This is a genomic window from Bosea sp. F3-2, assembly GCF_008253865.1.
In the GTDB taxonomy this organism is placed as follows: domain Bacteria; phylum Pseudomonadota; class Alphaproteobacteria; order Rhizobiales; family Beijerinckiaceae; genus Allobosea.
In genome coordinates, this window is record NZ_CP042331.1 from 5,395,224 (window position 1) to 5,413,841 (window position 18,618).

Annotated in this window: 13 protein-coding genes; 6 read left to right on the forward strand and 7 right to left on the reverse strand. The window is 66.8% G+C overall.

What is annotated here, in order from left to right:
• Positions 1-15: 15 nt before the first annotated feature.
• Together FQV39_RS24965 and hisN are read left to right on the forward strand one after the other, a co-directional pair.
• Positions 16-936, forward strand: coding sequence for an N-formylglutamate amidohydrolase (locus FQV39_RS24965; protein WP_149132741.1), 921 nt, complete (start codon positions 16-18; stop codon positions 934-936).
• A 314-nt stretch (positions 937-1,250) separates the two neighbouring features.
• Complete coding sequence (hisN, locus tag FQV39_RS24970) at positions 1,251-2,033, forward strand: histidinol-phosphatase (RefSeq protein ID WP_149132742.1); 783 nt, start codon at positions 1,251-1,253, stop codon at positions 2,031-2,033.
• Here hisN and FQV39_RS24975 read toward each other — a convergent pair.
• Entirely contained in the window at positions 1,938-2,993 is a 1,056-nt protein-coding gene (locus FQV39_RS24975; RefSeq protein WP_149132743.1) for an alpha/beta fold hydrolase, read from the reverse strand. The two genes, hisN and FQV39_RS24975, sit on opposite strands and share 96 nt — an antisense overlap.
• Positions 2,994-3,200: 207 nt before the next feature.
• Here FQV39_RS24975 and FQV39_RS24980 point away from each other — a divergent pair, with 207 nt between their 5' ends.
• A complete protein-coding gene (locus FQV39_RS24980) occupies positions 3,201-3,674 on the forward strand; it encodes an Hsp20 family protein (protein ID WP_149132744.1) in 474 nt (157 codons plus the stop codon).
• Positions 3,675-3,898: 224 nt separating this feature from the next.
• Here the strand turns inward: FQV39_RS24980 and FQV39_RS24985 are convergent, their stop codons facing one another.
• The gene (locus tag FQV39_RS24985; RefSeq protein ID WP_149132745.1) at positions 3,899-4,864 is read right to left on the reverse strand and encodes a hypothetical protein; all 966 of its coding nucleotides are present in this window, start codon (positions 4,862-4,864) and stop codon (positions 3,899-3,901) included.
• A gap of 91 nt (positions 4,865-4,955) precedes the next feature.
• Positions 4,956-6,011 (reverse strand): threonine aldolase family protein, encoded by a 1,056-nt coding sequence (locus FQV39_RS24990; RefSeq protein ID WP_149132746.1) that lies wholly within the window; start codon positions 6,009-6,011, stop codon positions 4,956-4,958.
• Positions 6,012-6,626: 615 nt separating this feature from the next.
• Between FQV39_RS24990 and gltB the strand changes: the two genes are divergently transcribed.
• Together gltB and FQV39_RS25000 are read left to right on the forward strand one after the other, a co-directional pair.
• A complete protein-coding gene (gene gltB / locus FQV39_RS24995; protein ID WP_149132747.1) occupies positions 6,627-11,315 on the forward strand; it encodes a glutamate synthase large subunit in 4,689 nt (1,562 codons plus the stop codon).
• A 99-nt stretch (positions 11,316-11,414) separates the two neighbouring features.
• Positions 11,415-12,839, forward strand: a complete 1,425-nt coding sequence (locus FQV39_RS25000) for a glutamate synthase subunit beta (RefSeq protein WP_149132748.1) — start codon at positions 11,415-11,417, stop codon at positions 12,837-12,839.
• A gap of 222 nt (positions 12,840-13,061) precedes the next feature.
• Here the strand turns inward: FQV39_RS25000 and FQV39_RS25005 are convergent, their stop codons facing one another.
• On the reverse strand, positions 13,062-13,685 hold the full coding sequence (locus tag FQV39_RS25005) for a methyltransferase family protein (RefSeq protein WP_248313460.1): 624 nt from the start codon (positions 13,683-13,685) through the stop codon (positions 13,062-13,064).
• Positions 13,686-13,798: 113 nt separating this feature from the next.
• Positions 13,799-14,131: a YciI family protein gene (locus FQV39_RS25010; RefSeq protein WP_149132750.1), complete on the reverse strand. Its 333-nt coding sequence runs from the start codon at positions 14,129-14,131 to the stop codon at positions 13,799-13,801.
• Between the two features lie 331 nt (positions 14,132-14,462).
• On the opposite strand from FQV39_RS25010, the gene FQV39_RS25015 reads away from it, so the two are divergent.
• On the forward strand, positions 14,463-15,977 hold the full coding sequence (locus FQV39_RS25015; RefSeq protein WP_149132751.1) for an ATP-binding cassette domain-containing protein: 1,515 nt from the start codon (positions 14,463-14,465) through the stop codon (positions 15,975-15,977).
• A gap of 2 nt (positions 15,978-15,979) precedes the next feature.
• On the opposite strand, the gene FQV39_RS25020 is transcribed toward FQV39_RS25015, so the two are convergent.
• Together FQV39_RS25020 and FQV39_RS25025 are read right to left on the reverse strand one after the other, a co-directional pair.
• Complete coding sequence (locus FQV39_RS25020) at positions 15,980-17,179, reverse strand: SGNH/GDSL hydrolase family protein (RefSeq protein ID WP_187640060.1); 1,200 nt, start codon at positions 17,177-17,179, stop codon at positions 15,980-15,982.
• A gap of 59 nt (positions 17,180-17,238) precedes the next feature.
• Positions 17,239-18,471 carry a lytic murein transglycosylase gene (locus FQV39_RS25025; protein ID WP_149132753.1) on the reverse strand — a complete coding sequence of 411 codons (1,233 nt, stop codon included), beginning with the start codon at positions 18,469-18,471 and terminating at the stop codon, positions 17,239-17,241.
• Positions 18,472-18,618: the final 147 nt, after the last annotated feature.

Here is an 18,618-nt window from a genome sequence, read left to right on the forward strand (position 1 = left end):
CTTCTCTCGTGGGACATGAGTTCGTTCTCCACCCCTTTCCCGCCAGGCCCCGACGACATCGTCGCCGAGATCGAACGGCCGTTCAGCCTGTATCAGCCGGCGCTTCAGGTTGTGCCTGTCGTGGTCGATGTGCCGCATGCGGGCCGGCGCTATCCGCGCGGTTTCGTCGAAGCGGCGCGGCTGCCGCTGCGCAGCCTGAGGCGCTCGGAGGACGCTTTCGTCGACCGCCTGTTCGGGCAGAGTGTCGCGCTTGGTGCGCCGCTGCTGGTGGCGGAGTTTCCCCGCGCCTATCTCGACGTGAACCGCGAGCCCTATGAGCTCGATCCGCGCATGTTCGACGGGCGGGTGCCGCCCTTCGCCAATACGCGCTCGATGCGCGTGGCGGGCGGGCTCGGCACCATTCCCCGCATCGTCGGCGACGCGCAGGAGATCTATTTCGGGCGCATTCCGATCGCGGAGGGGCTCGCCCGCATCGATGGGCTCTACCGGCCCTATCACGCCGGCTTGCGGGGCCTCGTCCAGCGGACGCAAGGGGTGTTCGGCACCTGCATCCTGGTCGATGCCCATTCGATGCCGTCGGCCGGGCTCGATCGCGACGGGCTGTCGAAATCCGACATCATCCTGGGCGATCGCTTCGGCACCAGCGCCGCCGGCTACATCACCGACATCGCCGAGCAGGCCTTCACCCGGCTCGGCTTCAGCGTCACCCGCAACCGGCCCTATGCCGGTGGATTCATCACCGAGCATTACGGCGCGCCGGCCGCGGGCGTTCACGCGCTGCAGATCGAGGTGAATCGGGCGCTCTACATGAACGAAGCCACGCTGGAGCCGCATGCCGGCTTCGCGGCGATCGAGCAGGCGATCGCCAGCGCGATGGCCGACTGTTTCGCGCGCTGGAGCGGCTGGCTCGACGACTGGCGCGAGGCGGCCGAATAAGGCTGGCGACCATCGATATCGAAGCGGGCAGACAAGAAAAAAGGGCCGCACACTTGCGTGGCGGCCCAAGTCTAGGGAGGAAACGCCCAAGGAGGGCAACGAAGGTTTGAGGTCATCTCCCCTTCGCAGTGCACAATATGAGGGTGCGCTGCAAAATGCAAGCGAAATTGACGTAAATCGCAGGTGTCATGCGCCACGTGCATGGCAAGGCCGTCATTCTCTGACGTTTTTGCGGTTTTTGTCGCGCCATGCGAGTTGGCGATCCGATTTTTTACGGCATTGATGCTGCATAGCAGCAAATTGGAGAGTTTTTCATGAGCGCAGTCGATTTCGGCGCTTTCGTTGCAGAGCTGGCGACCCAGTCGGGACGGGCGATCCTGCCGTTCTTCCGCGCGCATCACGCGACCGAAGACAAGTCGAAAGGCGGCGTGTTCGACCCGGTGACGGAGGCTGACCGCGCCGGCGAATCGGTGATGCGCCACATGATCAAGCGGCAGTTTCCGGCCCATGGCGTGCTCGGCGAGGAATTCGGCAGCGAGAACACCGAGGCTGACTATGTCTGGGTCCTCGATCCGATCGACGGCACGCGCGCCTTCATCTCCGGCATTCCGGTCTGGGGCACATTGATCGGCCTGACGCGCAAGGGCGTGCCGGTCTACGGCATGATGCACCAGCCCTTCTCGGGCGAGCGCTATTCCGGCGACGGGCGCGAGGCACGCTATGAGGGGCCGGGCGGGCCGCGGAAACTGCGCACCCGACCGATCACCGATCTCGCCGCCGCGACGCTGATGACGACCTCGCCGGCGCTGTTCAAAGGCGAGGAGGCGAAGGCCTTCGCACGTGTCGAGAAGCAGGTTCGGCTCTCGCGCTATGGCTGTGACTGCTACGCCTATTGCATGCTGGCGGCCGGCCATGTCGATCTCGTCATCGAGAGCGGCCTCAAGCCCTATGACATCGTCGCGCTGATCCCGATCATCGAGGGAGCGGGCGGTGTCGTCACCTCATGGGACGGCGGCAGCGCCGCTGGCGGCGGGCGCATCCTCGCTGCCGGCAGCAAGGCGCTGCATGAGGCTGCCCTCGCGCGACTTGCCGGCTGAGACGGACGCAGCCTGGTCCTCGCCGGGGATGAAGGCGTCGAAGGCGGCCCAGAACTGGGCGCGGATCGCGTCGTTCTCCATCAGGATCTCGTGTCGCGCCGTCGGCAGGATCAGCGCCGAGCCGGTCTTGAGGCGTGCGGCGAAGCGTTCGATCGCCGGCGTCGAGACCACCGGGTCTTGCCCGGCGGCGATGATCAGCGTCGGCACCTTCACCTCCAGCGCGGCCGAGGAGGCGTTGAGGCGCGCCATCAGGCGAAAGGCCGTCCTGACCCAGGCGATGGTCGGGTCGCCGATGCTGAGATGGCGGGCCTCGCTCGAGAGCGCGCTGTTGCGGGCGTAGCGGACGGCGTCGCTGGTCAGCCGGTTGCCTGCGAAGGGCTTGGTCGCGATGGCCGTGTCGCCGCCGCCCGGGACGAAGGCGCGGCCGAAGCCGAGCCAGAAGAGCAGGCTGGCGAGGCGGCTGGCCCTGGCCGGGTGCGCGATCATCGTCAGGCCGAGCATAGGGGCAAGCGCCACCATGCGCGATACCGGCAGAGCGTCATGGCGGGCGGCGTCGAGGCAGATCGCTGCGCCCATCGAATGAGCGAGGACGAAATAGGGCGGCGGAAATTTCGCCCGCATTTCCGCCATCACCAGGGCGAGGTCGGCTTCGTAATGCTTGAGGCGGCCGACATGGCCCTTGCGCTCGCGCCGGACGAAGCGTTGCGATCCTCCCTGGCCGCGCCAGTCGAAGGACAGCACATGGAAGCCGCGTCGGCGCAGTTCCGCGGCGGTTTCGCTGTAGCGTTCGATGAATTCGGCCCGGCCCTGGACGACCACGACGGTGCCGCGCGCCGGCTTCACCGTCGGGCGCCAGCTCCCGAAGCGCAAGGAGGCGCCATCCCGGGTCGTGGCGAACCAGACCTTGCCATGGCCCGGCACAGGATAGCCGGGATGGGCGAAAAGAACGGCCTCGGCCATCGGCTCACTCCGCATCGCGACCGCGCTTCCGCACCGGTCGCCGAACTGCTTCGGCTACGTTTATGCCCGTTGGAGCGGGCTCTTGAAAAGCTGAAATGCCATCCCAGATCAGGGATGCGCAGGCCGGAACCGGCTGCGCAAACCGAAACAGGCTCGTGCTCAGGTGAGGCGGGCTGACCAAACTGTCGCTTCTTCGGAGGACATATCATGCGTCAATTCGATCTTTCCCCGCTCTATCGTTCGACCGTCGGCTTTGACCGCCTGTTCTCTCTCCTCGATCAGGTGACCAGCAACGACGCCGCGCCGGGCTATCCGCCCTACAACATCGAGCGGACTGCCGAGAACGGCTATCGCATCACCATTGCGGTCGCGGGCTTCGGCGAGGCTGACCTTGCCATCGAGGCCAAGGAAAATACCCTGACCGTCAAGGGCGAGAAGCAGGCTGTCGGCAGCGCCGAGAAGCGCGAGGTCCTGCATCAGGGCATCGCGGCCCGCGCCTTCGAGCGTCGCTTCCAGCTCGCCGACTATGTGCAGGTGACCGGAGCCAGCCTCGAGAACGGTCTGCTCCACATCGATCTCGTGCGCGAGATTCCCGAGGCGAAGAAGCCGCGCCAGATTCCGATCGGCGCCGGTTCGGCCAAGGTTCTCGAAGCCAAGATCGAGACCGCCAAGGCGGCGTGATCGGATCAGCCCCTAAAGGCTGACGAGAAAGGCTCCCGGAAACGGGAGCCTTTTTTGTTGCCGCGCTGAGCAAGGGCGACAACGACACGTCGTCATTCCGGGCGGAGCGAAGCGAAGACCCGGAATCCATCGTAGAGCGGGACGCCCTTCGATGGATTCCGGATCGGCGCCGCTATCGCGGCTTGTCCGGAATGACGGCGCACCCCCTCAGGTGATCTCTATCCTCAGTTCATCGGGGCGACCGGGGCGATCGGCGTCTCCGGCTTGGGCGTCGACGGCGATGGGTCGACATGCTGCACGGGCGGGATGGACGGCGCCTGGGTGGCGGGCGCTGCCGTCGACAGTGGTGGCTTGCGTTCCGCCTCGTCGGTCCCGCGCACATCGCTCGGATTGACGAGCTTGGGCTTGTCGGCGCCGGTCTCCGGGTCGGTTGCGCCTGGTGAAGGCTCTGCCGGCTTCGCCGGCTGCGGCGGAGAAGCGGTGGCGGGCACGCTGGCCTCGGCGGGCGGTTTCTCGGCAGGCTTCGCCGGTTCCGGCGCGGGCGGCGCAGTGGGCGAGGGCGGCGAGGTCGTGGCCGGAGCGCTGGCCTCGATCGGGGCCGTCTCAGCGGGCTTGGCAGGCTCGGGCGCGGGTGACGCCGCCGGCGACGGCGGAACGGATGTCGCCGGAGCGCTGGCTTCTGCCGGCAGCTTCAGTTCGGCCGGTCGTTCGGGCGGCTGGGGCGCGAGGCGCGGTCGCGGTGCGGCCTGCTCCTGATGCGGGTCGATGCGGGCGACATCCGGTGCGGGCGCGGCCTGGCCGCGCAGCGGGATGCGGCGGATCAGTTCGCCGGCATAGGCATCGAGGACGAGGCGCAGGCGCTGGCCTCCGGCGGTGACGCCATCGACGATGTAGGTGTCGTCGCGCCGGATCGAGCGGTCGATCCGGACAAGGCCGTAGTTGCGGGCGGCGATGCGGTTGACCGCATAGGGCGATACCGGGGCTGGAGCAGCGCGCGGCACCGCCGCCGGCGGGCGCGGCGCGTATCCGTAGTCGTAGCGATAGCCGTAGCCATAGGCCGGATACGGGTCATATCCATCGTCATAATAGTAATACTGGGCCCCGGCAGTTCCCGCCGTGCCGGCCAGCGCGCCGGCCATGACCAGGCCGATCAGCGCGATGCGCCCCGGTGCGGTCGAACGATTTGCCATGCCTTCTCCTTAACGACTGCATGCGTGGCGGGCAGTCTTGTTAGGGATTGCGGCAGGCATGGGGCTGGAAACGCGGCTTAAATGCGCCGGTTTAGCCCGCGCTGGCAGCGATCAGGCGCTCGACATGTTCCGGCTCGGTCGCGAAGGACATGACGAAGCGGCCGACGATCTCGCCGTCCTGAAGTGGCGCCTCCGGCGGCAGGGAGCGGGCCGACCAGTCGTAATAGCCGACGCCGGCCGCCTTCAGGCGCTCCTGCACGGCGGGCGGCAGCACGATGAAGACCTCGTTCGCCTGGCAGGGCCAGGCGAGGCGTGCCGCGCTGCCCCGTGCGACCGAATCTGCCAGGCGCTTGGCCTGGGCGTTGGCATGGCGGGCGAGCTCGAGCCAGTGATCGTCGGCGAGCAGCCCCTCGAACTGGGCGCCGAGGAAACGGCCCTTGGACAGGGTCTGGCCGGCGCGCTTGCGGCGCCATTTCATCTCCTCGGCCTGGGTCGGGTCGAAGAAGATCACCGCCTCGGCCGCGAGCGCGCCGTTCTTGGTACCACCAAAGGAGAGCACGTCGACGCCGGCCTTCCAGGTGATTTCGGCTGGCGTGCAGCCGAGGGTGACCAGCGCATTGGCGAAGCGCGCCCCATCCATGTGCAGCTTGAGGCCGCGTGGCGTGACGGCGTCCTTGAGCGCCCGCACCTCGGCCGGCGTGTAGACCGTGCCGCATTCGGTGGCCTGGGTGATCGTCAGCGCCTGCGCCTGGACCTGATGGAAATCGCCGTCGCGCAGATGCGAGAGCGCCTTCGTCACCGTCTCCGGCGTCAGTTTCCCGCCGACGCCGGGCAGGTCGACCAGCTTGGCGCCGTTGCTGAAGAATTCGGGTGCGCCGCATTCGTCCTCGACGACATGGGCTTCCTCATGGGTGAGGACGGCGCCCCAGGGCCGCACGATGCTGGCCAGCGCCAGCGCATTCGCCGCGGTGCCGGTGAGGACAAGGAAGACCGAGACCTCGCGCTCGAAGATCTTGGCGAAGCGCTCCTCGACGCGGCGCGTCCAGTCGTCCTTGCCATAGGGGGAGGCGTTGCCCTCGTTGGCGGCGGCGAGGGCAGCCATGATGCGGGGGCAGGCGGCGGCGGTGTTGTCGCTGAAGAAATGCATGACTGAGCGTTAGGCGGATGGGGATGTTCTGCCAAGCGAGCGGCGGGAAAGGGGGGCTTGCGCGCGGCGCCGGGCTGAAATCTCACCGGAGGCCGAAAAACAAGAAGCGTGCTGCCGGAGTCGGGCTTTCATCCCGGAAATGTCTGGCGCGGATTCGATTTTGCAATAAAATTTCGCCGCGGTGCAAAATCGGCGCTTGTGCGTAGATTGGAATTCTGGCAAGTTCATTTCAATAGGACAGTGTTGCTGTCCCATTTTTCACCGCGCCGACCGAAAGCCGATGCAGGCTAGAGGTCGCGCCGTCGCAATGGAGCGGAGCATGACGAGGGGCAGGGCTAACGACGCCAAAGCCAACCGTACGTGCACCGTCCGTAAAACGACGGGCTGAAGACAGGCGCAAGCGGGCGAGAGAACGCCCGGGGCGCCTGCGGAGGACGCGGGCGCGGTGGAAACAAAGCGCAAGCAAGCCTCTGACAAGACGATGGCCGAGCCGCCTGGCCTCATCCTTGCTGCCGACACGATGTCGGCACCGAGGGCTGAAGCGGCGAGGATTGTGGACTGACGGGTCTACCCGCCGGCGGCGCGCCAGCGGGTTCTGGGAAGCGGGGTTTGACGATGAGCGTGACCAGCAAGTCGAGCGGCGCAGTGGGCTTCGAGCGTTTTCCGGCCGTGCGCGACCCGGCGATGCCGACGCATCAGGGCCTGTACGATCCTCGCAACGAAAAAGACTCCTGCGGTGTCGGCTTCATTGCCGACATGAAGAACCGCAAGAGCCACGCCATCGTCCAGCAGGGCCTGCAGATTCTGCACAATCTCGACCATCGCGGCGCCGTCGGTGCCGATCCGAAGCTCGGCGACGGCTGTGGCATCCTGGTCCAGATCCCGCATCGCTTCTTCAAGGAAGAGACGGGCAAGCTCGGCATCGAATTGCCCGAGCCCGGCTTCTACGCCATCGGCCAGTTCTTCATGCCGCGCGATCCGGCGATCCGCGCGCTCTGCGAGGAGATCATCGCCCAGACCGTCGAGGAGGAGGGCCTGACCTTCCTCGGCTGGCGCGACGTGCCGGTCGACAATTCCGACCTCGGCAAGGCGGTGCTGGAGACCGAGCCGGTGCATCGCCAGCTCTTCGTGGGCCGCCCCGCCGATTTCGCCAGCGAGGATGAGTTCGAGCGGCAGGTCTATGTCCTCAGAAAGTCGGTCTCGAACAAGGTCTACAAGCATCACGAGCGCAAGACGGCGGAATACTACCCCGTCTCGATGTCCTGCCGCACCATCGTCTACAAGGGCATGGTGCTGGTGAACCAGCTCGGCTCCTACTTCAAGGATCTGCAGGACGAGCGCTTCGACAGCGCCATCGCCCTCGTGCACCAGCGCTTCGCCACCAACACCTTCCCGTCCTGGCGCCTCGCCCACCCCTACCGGATGGTCGCCCATAACGGCGAGATCAACACGCTGCGCGGCAACGTCAACTGGATGGCGGCGCGGCAGGCGAGCGTCGATTCCGACCTGTTCGGCTCGGACATCTCGAAGCTCTGGCCGATCTCCTATGAGGGCCAGTCCGACACCGCCTGCTTCGACAACGCGCTCGAATTCCTGGTGCAGGGCGGCTACTCGCTCGCCCATGCCATGATGATGCTCGTGCCGGAGGCGTGGAACGGCAACCCGCTGATGAACGAGGAGCGGCGCGCCTTCTACGAGTATCACGCGGCGCTGATGGAGCCCTGGGACGGGCCGGCGGCGATCGCCTTCACCGACGGGCGCCAGATCGGCGCGACGCTGGACCGCAACGGCCTGCGCCCCGCGCGCTATCTCGTCACCGATGACGGGCTCGTCGTGCTCGCCTCGGAATTCGGCGTGCTGCCGATCCCGGAGGAGAAGATCGTCGAGAAGTGGCGCCTCCAGCCCGGCAAGATGCTGCTGATCGACCTCGATCAAGGCCGCATCATCGGCGACGACGAGATCAAGACCAGCCTGTGCCTGGCCAACCCCTATAAGGACTGGCTGAAGCGCACCCAGATCGTGCTGGAGGACCTGCCGCCGGTCGAGGCGCGGGCGTCGCGCACCGATGTGCCGCTGCTCGATCGCCAGCAATCCTTCGGCTACACCACGGAAGACGTCCGCCTGCTGATGGCGCCGATGGCGGTGACCGGCCAGGAAGCCGTCGGCTCGATGGGCACGGATACGCCGATCTCGGCGCTCTCGCTCAAGTCGAAGCTGCTCTACACCTATTTCAAGCAGAACTTCGCGCAGGTGACGAACCCGCCGATCGACCCGATCCGCGAGGAGTTGGTGATGAGCCTGCTCTCCTTCATCGGGCCGCGTCCGAACATCCTCGACCTCGAGGGCACCTCGCGGCGCAAGCGGCTGGAAGTGCGCACCCCGATCCTGACAAATGACGATCTCGAGAAGATCCGCTGCATCGGCCATTACGAGGATCGCTTCGACACCAAGACCATCGACTTCACCTATCCGGCGCGCGAGGGCGCTGCCGGCATGGAGGGTGCGCTGGAGCGGCTCTGCGAGCGTGCGGAGGCGGCGGTCCATGGCGGCTACAACATCATCATCCTGTCCGACCGGCAGGTCGGCGCGGACCGCATCCCGATCCCGGCGCTGTTGGCGACGGCGGCGGTGCACCATCACCTGATCCGCAAGGGCCTGCGCACCTCGGTCGGCCTCGTCGTCGAATCCGGCGAGCCGCGCGAGATCCACCATTTCTGCTGCCTCGCCGGCTACGGCGCCGAGGCGATCAACCCCTATCTCGCCTTCGACACCTTGCTCGACCAGCATGAGCAGGGCGCCTTCCCCGAGGAGGTCGATGCCGACGAGGTGGTAAAGCGCTACATCAAGTCGGTCGGCAAGGGCGTGCTGAAGGTGATGTCCAAGATGGGCATCTCGACCTACCAATCCTATTGCGGCGCCCAGATCTTCGACGCCGTCGGCCTGAAGAGCGCCTTCGTCGACAAGTTCTTCTTCGGCACCGGCACGGCGATCGAGGGTGTCGGCCTCGACGAGATCGCCGAGGAGAGCCTGCGCCGCCATCGCGACGCCTTCGGCGACTCGCCACTCTACCGCGACAGCCTCGATATCGGCGGTGAGTACATGTACCGCGTCCGCGGCGAGGACCATGTCTGGAAGCCGGATGTCGTCGCCTCGCTGCAGCATGCGGTGCGCCTCAATGCGCGCGAGCGCTATGAGGATTTCGCCAGGCAGGTGAATGACGACGCGCAGCGGCTCAGCACCATCCGCGGCCTGTTCAAGGTCAAGATGGCCGCTGATGACGGGCGCCAGCCCGTGCCGCTGGAGAGCGTCGAGCCGGCGGCCGAGATCGTGAAGCGCTTCGCCACGGGCGCGATGTCCTTCGGCTCGATCTCGCGCGAGGCGCATGAGACGCTCGCCATCGCGATGAACCAGATCGGCGGCAAGTCGAACACCGGCGAGGGCGGCGAGGAGTCGATCCGCTTCAAGCCGATGCCGGACGGCCGCTCCAAGCGCTCGGCGATCAAGCAGATCGCGTCCGGCCGCTTCGGCGTCACCACCGAATATCTCGTCAACTCCGACGTGATGCAGATCAAGGTGGCGCAGGGCGCGAAGCCCGGCGAGGGCGGACAGCTCCCCGGCCACAAGGTCGATGCCAAGATCGCGCGGACCCGGCATTCGACGCCCGGCGTCGGCCTGATCTCGCCGCCGCCGCACCACGACATCTATTCGATCGAGGATCTGGCGCAGCTGATCTTCGACCTGAAGAACGTCAATCCGGCGGCCGATGTCTCGGTGAAGCTCGTCTCGGAGATCGGCGTCGGTACGGTCGCGGCCGGTGTCGCCAAGTCGCGCGCTGACCACATCACCATCTCCGGCTTCGAGGGCGGCACAGGCGCGAGCCCGCTGACCTCGCTGAAGCATGCTGGCTCGCCCTGGGAGATCGGTCTCGCCGAAACCCAGCAGACGCTGGTGCTGAACCAGCTGCGCGGGCGCGTGGCCTTGCAGGTGGATGGCGGATTGCGGACAGGACGCGACGTCATCATCGGCGCGCTGCTCGGGGCCGACGAGTTCGGCTTCTCGACCGCGCCTTTGATCGCGGCCGGCTGCATCATGATGCGCAAGTGCCACCTCAACACCTGCCCGGTCGGCGTCGCGACGCAGGACCCGGTGCTGCGCAAGCGCTTCAAGGGCCTGCCCGAGCATGTGGTGAACTACTTCTTCTTCGTGGCCGAGGATGTCCGCCAGATCATGGCGGAGATGGGCTTCACCAAGATCGAGGAGATCATCGGCCGCTCCGACCTGCTCGACAAGCAGGAGGTGATCGCGCACTGGAAGGCGAAGGGGCTCGACTTCACCAGACTCTTCCACAAGGTCGATCTGCCGGAGGTGGCGATCCGCCATGTCGAATTGCAGAAGCACCCGATCGACACGGTTCTGGACCGCAGGCTGATCAAGGCGGCGGAAGGCGCGATCGAGACCGGCGCGCCGGTCGTGATCGAGGAGAGCATCTGCAACGTCGATCGCTCGACCGGCGCGATGCTGTCGGGCACTGTGGCCAAGAAGTACGGCCATGCCGGCCTGGCGGACGACACCATCACGGTGAAGCTGAAGGGCACGTCCGGCCAGAGCTTCGCGGCCTTCCTCGCCGCGGGCGTCACCGTCGAGCTCACCGGCCAGGCCAACGACTATGTCGGCAAGGGCCTGTCGGGCGGCAAGCTGATCGTGAAGCCGGATCCCGCCGCGAAGGCTGTGCCGGAGCGCTCGATCATCGTCGGCAACACCGTGCTCTACGGCGCGATCGCGGGCGAGGCCTATTTCCGCGGCGTTGCCGGCGAGCGCTTCGCGGTGCGCAACTCCGGCGCCATCGCGGTGGTGGAAGGCACGGGCGACCATGGCTGCGAATACATGACCGGCGGCGTCGTCGCGGTCATCGGCCAGACCGGCCGCAACTTCGCGGCCGGCATGTCGGGCGGCATCGCCTATGTGCTGGACGAGGACGGCACCTTCAAGTCGCGCTGCAACCTCTCGATGGTCGATCTCGAGCCGGTCGAGGAGGAAGAGGAGCTGATGGAGCGGCTGCACCATCACGGCGGCGATCTCGAGCATAAGGGCCGCATCGACATGACCAACATGTCGGGCCATGACGAGGAGCGCCTGATGCAGATGCTGACGAACCACGCCAACTACACCGGCTCGGAGCGCGCCCGCACGATCCTCGACAATTGGGCGGACTACCGCACCAAGTTCGTCAAGGTGATGCCGGTCGAGTACCGCCGCGCACTGCGCGAGATGGAACAGGCCCGCACCTTGCAGGCTGCGGAATAAGCGAACGCTACCTCGCCGGGGCCGTCTGCGGTCCCGGCACCTCGATCAGGTTAAGGCACGCGCACGGGGACGCCCCGCGCACACGGCGAGAGAAACGGCATGGGCAAGGTCACAGGCTTTCTCGAATTCGACCGGCAGGAGCAGAAGTATCAGCTCGCCGGCGACCGCATCCGGCATTTCCGCGAGTTCACGCTCCCGCTGGAGGAGCGCGACGTCAAAAAGCAGGCGGCGCGCTGCATGGATTGCGGCATCCCCTTCTGCCACGGCCCGACCGGCTGCCCGGTGCACAACCAGATCCCGGACTGGAACGAGCTGGTTTATTCCGGCGGCTGGGAGGACGCGCTGCGTAACCTCCACTCCACCAACAACTTCCCGGAATTCACCGGCCGGATCTGCCCGGCGCCTTGCGAGGAAGCCTGCACGCTCAACCTCGAGAACATGCCGGTGACGATCAAGGCGATCGAGCAGGCGATCGCCGACAAGGGCTGGGAAGAGGGTTGGATCGCGCCCGAGATTCCGGCCAAGCGCACCGGAAAGCGCATCGCCATCGTCGGCTCGGGGCCGGCGGGAATGGCTGCGGCGCAGCAACTCGCCCGCGTCGGTCATGACGTGCATGTCTATGAGCGCGAGGCCAAGGCCGGCGGCCTGCTGCGCTACGGCATTCCCGACTTCAAGATGGAGAAGAAGCACATCGATCGCCGGGTGAAGCAGATGGAGGCGGAGGGCGTCACCTTCCACTACAACGCCAATGTCGGCCTGACCCTGCCCTTCGCCACGCTCGTCGCCGAGCATGACGCGGTGCTGATGACGGGCGGGGCGGAAGCGCCGCGCGATCCCGGCTTGCCGGAGACCAACCTCGCCGGCGTGCATTACGCGATGCCCTACCTCACCCAGCAGAACAAGCGCACCGGCGACGAGGACATCTCGAACGAGGCTCCGATCCTGGCCGCCGGCAAGCATGTCGTGGTGGTCGGCGGCGGTGATACCGCTTCCGACTGCGTCGGCACCGCCTTCCGGCAGGGCGCGCTCTCGGTGACGCAGCTCGACATCCGGCCGATGGCGCCGGAGATGGAGGACAAGCTGACGGTCTGGCCGTATTGGCCGACCAAGTTCCGCACCTCCTCCTCGCAGGCCGAAGGCGCCGAACGCGAGTTCCAGGCGGCGACGCTCGGGCTCGAAGGCCGCAACGGCCGCCTGACCGGCGTGAAGTGTGCCCGCGTCGACGAGACGCGCAAGCCGATCCCCGGCACCGAATTCGTGCTCCAGGCTGATCTCTGCTTCCTGGCCATCGGCTTCGCCGGCTCGGTGATCGAGGGCATGATCGCGCAATCGGGCGCGGCGGTGGACAAGCGCGCCAACGTCGTCGCCAACGATCGCGATTACAAGACCAGCACCGACAAGGTCTTCGTCGCCGGCGACATGCGCCGCGGCCAGTCGCTCGTGGTCTGGGCGATCCGCGAAGGGCGCCAGGCGGCGCACGCCATCGACAAGGAGCTGATGGGCGCGACGATCCTGCCGGTGTGAGGGCGTTGCCCTCCATCGCGAGAGCCTGCTGATTTTCGGTAGAAACGCGCCGTCATTCCGGGCTTGCCCCGGAATGACGGGACCGGTTCCGTGAAAATCCAGCATGCTCTATCGTCGCGCGTCCCATCAGACGCGAAGTGGCGATCTATCCCTTTGTTTAAGCATCGGATTTCTCCAGAAAGTGGATTCCACTTTTCGGTCCGATGCCATAGCGCAATTCAATCACCAAATGCCCGGGATGAGCCGCCACCGGACCCGCGCGGCGTAATCCGAATAGCCTGCGAGCTCCGCCTGCAGAATTCGATCCTCCGTGATCGTGCGATAGAGCAGAAACGGCAGGCTGGAGATCACAATGAGCGCAGCCGCGAGCCACGATCCGAGTGCGGGTCCGCTTGCCGCGATAATCAGAATCCCGGCGGTGTATCCGGGATGGCGGACGAAGGCGTAGGGTCCCGTGGTGACGACGTGGTGACCACGGTCGGTCTGGATGCGGATGACCGAGGAGAAAAACCGGTTCACATGCATAGCCCAGAGCGCCAGGGCGTAACCGGCCCCGACCGCGAACAGGCAAATGCCTTGCAGCCAGCCGGGCACGTCGTCGCTCCAATGGAAGCGACCACGGTCGAGCCCGGCAACGATCCAATGCAAGAGCAGAACCAGCGAGAACAGCCTCAACGCGAGCGGCGGCCTGTTGCCGCCCGGCCGCATGCGTTCGCGCAGGAGGTCCGGATCGAGCGCCGCGAACGAAACGATCATGACGACGGCGAGGATTGCCAGATACGTCCAAAAGCCCGGGATGGTGACCGTGCCCGCTGCTGCGAACAAGGCGGTGGCCGCAGCGACCACGAACAAGCCTGCCTGTAGGTAAGCCGAGATTGGCATCCGCTACTATACCATTTCAGAGGAAGCGAAGTGGTGCCACGGGTTGAGAGCGGACGCTGGCGCTCGCAGCGAGGCCGCTACCCCGGTTCCTCCAGCGGCCAGACCTCGACGACGCCATGCGCGATGGCGCAGGGGACCCGTGAAACCAGATCGATGGCTTCGTTGAGATCGGCGGCCTCGATGATGGCGAAACCGGCCACGGGCAGCTGCGACGACATGAAGGCACCGTTCTGCGTCCGGACCCCGGAGGCGTCGGGGTTGCGCACCTGAACCGGTTGCCCGGCGATGCCGATCACGGCGCCGCGTTCGACGAGCGCCGCATCCTGGGCGTGGGCTGCGTCACGGATGGCAGGGGCCGTGCGGTCGTAGCCGGCCCGGTCGCCATAGCCGATCGTCACGAATTTCGGCATCGCCTGGCCTCCTCTTACGGATGATCAATCCATCGCAGACGAGGCAGTTCCGTCGGTGCCGCACCGGGCGCTTCGCGAGTGACCGGCGCCGCGATGGCGATCGCCATGCCGTGGACGCACTGTTCATCCGGCTCGATGCCGCTATGGTTGCGGCCATGGAATCGAAACAGAGGGGGAAGCTGGCGCTGAGCCAGGGCTTCCATTTCCGCACCCGAGGACCTGTTTCCGCCCCGCGCCTCATCTCGCGGGGCTGATCGGGAACGCATCGTCGTCTCATCGTCAGCCCTTTTCGGCGCCTTCGCTTGCGCCTGCCTGACTTCATGAGATTCCGATGTCCCTGATTGCCATCAAAGACCTTTCGCTCGTCCGTAGCGCGCCGCTCTTCGCCGGCCTCAACCTCGCCATCGCCAAGGGCGACCGCCTCGGTCTCGTCGCCGCCAATGGCCGCGGCAAATCCTCGCTTCTGCGCATCCTGGCCAGTGAGGAAGAGGCGACGGGCGGGACGCTGACCCGTGCTCGCGGCCTCGTCACCGCCTTCGCGCCGCAGGACCCGCCCGAGCGGCTGCTGCCGATGAGCTTCTACGAGGCGGTGCACGACGCGCTCGACGCTGAGGCTGCCGAAACCGAGAGCTGGCGGGTCGACGTGCTGCTCGACGACCTCACGGTCGAGGAAAGCCTGCGCGGCCGGGCCGTCCGCAGCCTGTCGGGCGGCTGGCAGCGAACGATGCTGCTGGCGCGGGCTGCTGTGGTCGAGCCCGATCTGCTGCTGCTGGACGAGCCGACCAACCATCTCGACCTCGAACGGATCGGCTTGCTGCAACGCTTCCTTGCCGCCCTGCCGCGCGACTGCGCCGTCGTCGCCGCGAGCCATGACCGCGCCTTCCTCGACGATATCGGCACCCGCACCCTGTTCCTGCGCCCGACGGAAAGCGCCGATTTCGCCTTGCCCTATTCGCGGGCACTGCAGGCGCTGGAGGAACGCGACGCGGCGCGGGGCCGGCAGTTCGAGAACGACATGCGCAAGGTCCGGGCGTTGCGGCAGCAGGCGGCCAAGCTCAAGAATATCGGCATCAATTCCGGCTCCGACCTGCTGGTGGTCAAGACCAAGCAATTGTCCGAGCGGGCCGACAAGCTGGAGGAGAGTGCCCGGCCGGCGCACAAGGAGCGCTCGGCCGGGGCGATCCGGCTCGTCAATAGCGGCACCCATGCCAAGGCGCTGGTGGCGATCAAGGATACGGGGATAGCCACGCCGGACGGCCGGTCGCTCTTCCGCACCGGGCAGCTCTGGATCGAGAACGGCGATCGCATCGCGTTGCTCGGCGCCAATGGCAGCGGCAAGACACGCTTCGTCACGCGGCTGCGGGCAGCCCTCGACGGATCAGATGCGGATATCCGCGCCGCCGCGAGCCTGAAGGCCGGCTTCTCCGATCAGGCGCTCTCGCAGCTCGATGCCTGGCCGACGCCATGGGCGGCCGTCAAAGGCGCGAGCGATGTCGGCGACCAGCTGGCGCGAACGCTGCTCGCCGGAGCCGGCATCGCCAGCGAGGCACAGGGCGCGCCGCTCGCCCGGTTGTCGGGAGGCCAGAGAGCGCGGCTCGCGATGCTGCTGCTGCGCCTGGCCCAGCCGAATTTCTACCTGCTGGACGAGCCGACCAACCATCTCGACATCGAAGGGCAGGACATGCTGGAGCGCGAGCTCACCGAGCATGGCGCGGCCTGCCTGCTGGTCAGCCATGATCGGGCTTTCGTCCGCGCCGTGGCGACGCGAATCTGGGTGATCACCGGCAAGAAACTCGTCGAGGTCGATGATCCCGACCCCGTCTTCGATAGGCTGATGGCGGGCTGAGCTCAGCGCGGCCAGCGATAATCATCGAGACGGCCAGGGATCGGATCGGGCGCGATGCCCTGGCCGAAGACGCGCTCGAGCTGCAGCGCGGCGTCGCCCCGCCCGCGCGCCTCGGTGATCGAGGCCAGCAACGGCTGCCCGGCTGTCGCGGCCTGCCCGGTCAGCGGCTGGATGGGCCCCGCCAGCGGGCGGGCCTGCAGCGCCGGGGGCAGGCCAATCGTCGGAATGCCGGCGACCATCTGATCGATCAGGCGCTCGACGCCGCCGGGCTGCAGTTCCGGCGCGGCCGGAGCCCCCGTCTCGGGCGAGACGGGCAGGGCGATCACGCTGTTCTGCGGCGCCGCCTCGATGATCCGGCGGATGACGAGATCGACGAAATGGGCGGCCTTGCGGGCGCCGGCGGCGGTGAAATGGATGCCGTCGCCGAGGCGCAGCCGCGTCGGCTGGCCGGAAACGTCCGGGCCCGTCGCGGTGTAGCGGTTCTCGGCATCGACGAAGCCGCCCCATAGATCGACATATTGCCCGCCGGCCTTCTCGACGCGCTGGCGGTAGAGTTCGTTGAACGAGACGAAATCAGCCGAGAGCCGGCCGTTCTGGACCGGCGGAGCGCCGACCCAGATCAACGGGATGCGGCGGGCTGCGAAAGCGTTGGCGACGAGATCGATCCGGTCGCGATAGAGTTCGAGCCAGCGTGGGCTTAAGGGGTCATGGACGGTCTCGCCCTCGCGGATCGATTGCCGGTCGTTGAGGCCGATCAGCATGACGCCGAGGGTGATCTTCTGGTCGCCGGCCAGGATCTCGGAAACCGCTTTCGGCCAGTCGTAGAAGTCGGTCCGAACGAGGCCCGAATCCGGCTTGGACTTGTGGATCACCTCGACATCGAGACGATCGTTGAGGGCATCGTCGAGGCCGCTGGCGAGGAGGTTGGCGAGCGAGTCCCCCATCACGACGATGTGGTGGGCGACATCGACCTTGGGGATGACCGGATCGTCGCGGACGATGACGGGGGCCTCGCGACGGCGGACGACGACAGGGGCGACACGCTGGCGGGGTTGCGGTGCCGCGCGCTGTGGGGCGGCCGGCAATTGCCAGAAGAGCTGGAAGAGGTTGCGCTGTTGCGGCTGGGCAAGGGTGGTCGGCCCGCCCGTGATCAGGAGCAGGCAGGCGGCAGTGAGAACCAAGGCGAGCGAACGCAGACGCATCTGCCTATCCGATCCAGCGGCCCCCATGCTGGGCACTATAGGGCGGAGCGGCCCGAAAGTCAGCGCTTGCCACGCATCCGCGCCAGCAGGGCCGGCGTCGGATAGCCGTCCGGGATCTCGCCGGCGCTGATCTGGTACTGGCGCACGGCCTCCCGTGTGCCGGTGCCGATGCGCCCGTCGGCGTCGTGATTGTAGAAGCCGAGCGCCTTCAGCCGATGCTGCAGGTCCCGGGTCGCCGCCATGTCGAGGCGAGGGGCCTTGACCGGCCAGTCGGCCTGGATCGCCGGGCGGCCCATGATGCGGTCGCCGAGATGGCCAACGGCGAGCGCATAGGCGTCCGAGGAGTTGTACTTCTTGATGACGTCGAAATTGGCGGTGAGCAGCATCACCGGGCCGCTATGCCCTGCGGGATAGAACAGGCGGCCTTCGCCGGAGGAGGGCAGACGGCCGCCATCGACGCGGCGCACGCCGGCCGAGGCGAAGGCGGAGAAGCTCGCCTTGTTGAGGCGGTGGTCGAAGCCGCCCGGCAGCGTCACTTCCATGCCCCAGGGCAGGCCGGGCACCCAGCCATAGCCCTTGAGGTAGTTGGCGGTGGAGGCGATGGCGTCGCTCGACGAGTTCCAGATGTCGGCATGGCCGTTGCCGGTCCAGTCGACGGCATATTTCATGTAGCTCGACGGCATGAACTGGGTGTGGCCCATGGCGCCGGCCCAGGAGCCGCGCAGCTCGCTGCGCTCGGCATAGCCTTTCTCGATCAGCTCGAGCGCGGTCAGCAGCTCGTCGCGGAAGAAGTCGCCGCGATAGCGGATCGAGGCGAGAGTCGCCAGCGAGCGGATGACGTCCTTGCCGCCCTTGAAGGAGCCGTAATTGGTCTCCATGCCCCAGACGCCGAGGACGACCTCCTTGGGAACGCCGTAGCGGGCTTCGACCTGCGCGAGAACGGCTGCGTTCTCGGCGGCAGCATCGCGGCCGCGCTGGATGCGGGCGCCGCCGACGGCATTCTCCAGATAGCTCCAGATCGGAGCGCTGAACTCGGCCTGCTTCTTGGTCAGGGCGACGATGGAAGCGTCCGGCGTCACGCCGCGAAAGGCGAGGTCGAACGTCGCGCGTGAGATGCCGCGCGCCTGCGCCTGCGGCCAGAGCCGCTGCAGGAAGATGTCGAAGGAGGCGCTCGCCGGCGTCGCCTGCGCATTGCGGGCATGGGCGCCGGACACGTTGATCGACCCGGTCGTCTGCGCCAGCGCAGGTGCCAGGCTGATCAAGGCCGAAGCTGCGATGACGGACAGGCGCATGGACACTCCCTGCAGATGCTGGATGGAAACACCATCACAGCGCCTGAACAAGATTAACCGTAGGTTAAGCCCGGTGTCAGCTGGGCGCCAGCGCGGCAATTTGACAAGCCCGGGCGATTGGCGGATTCTGATCCAATGTATAGCGCC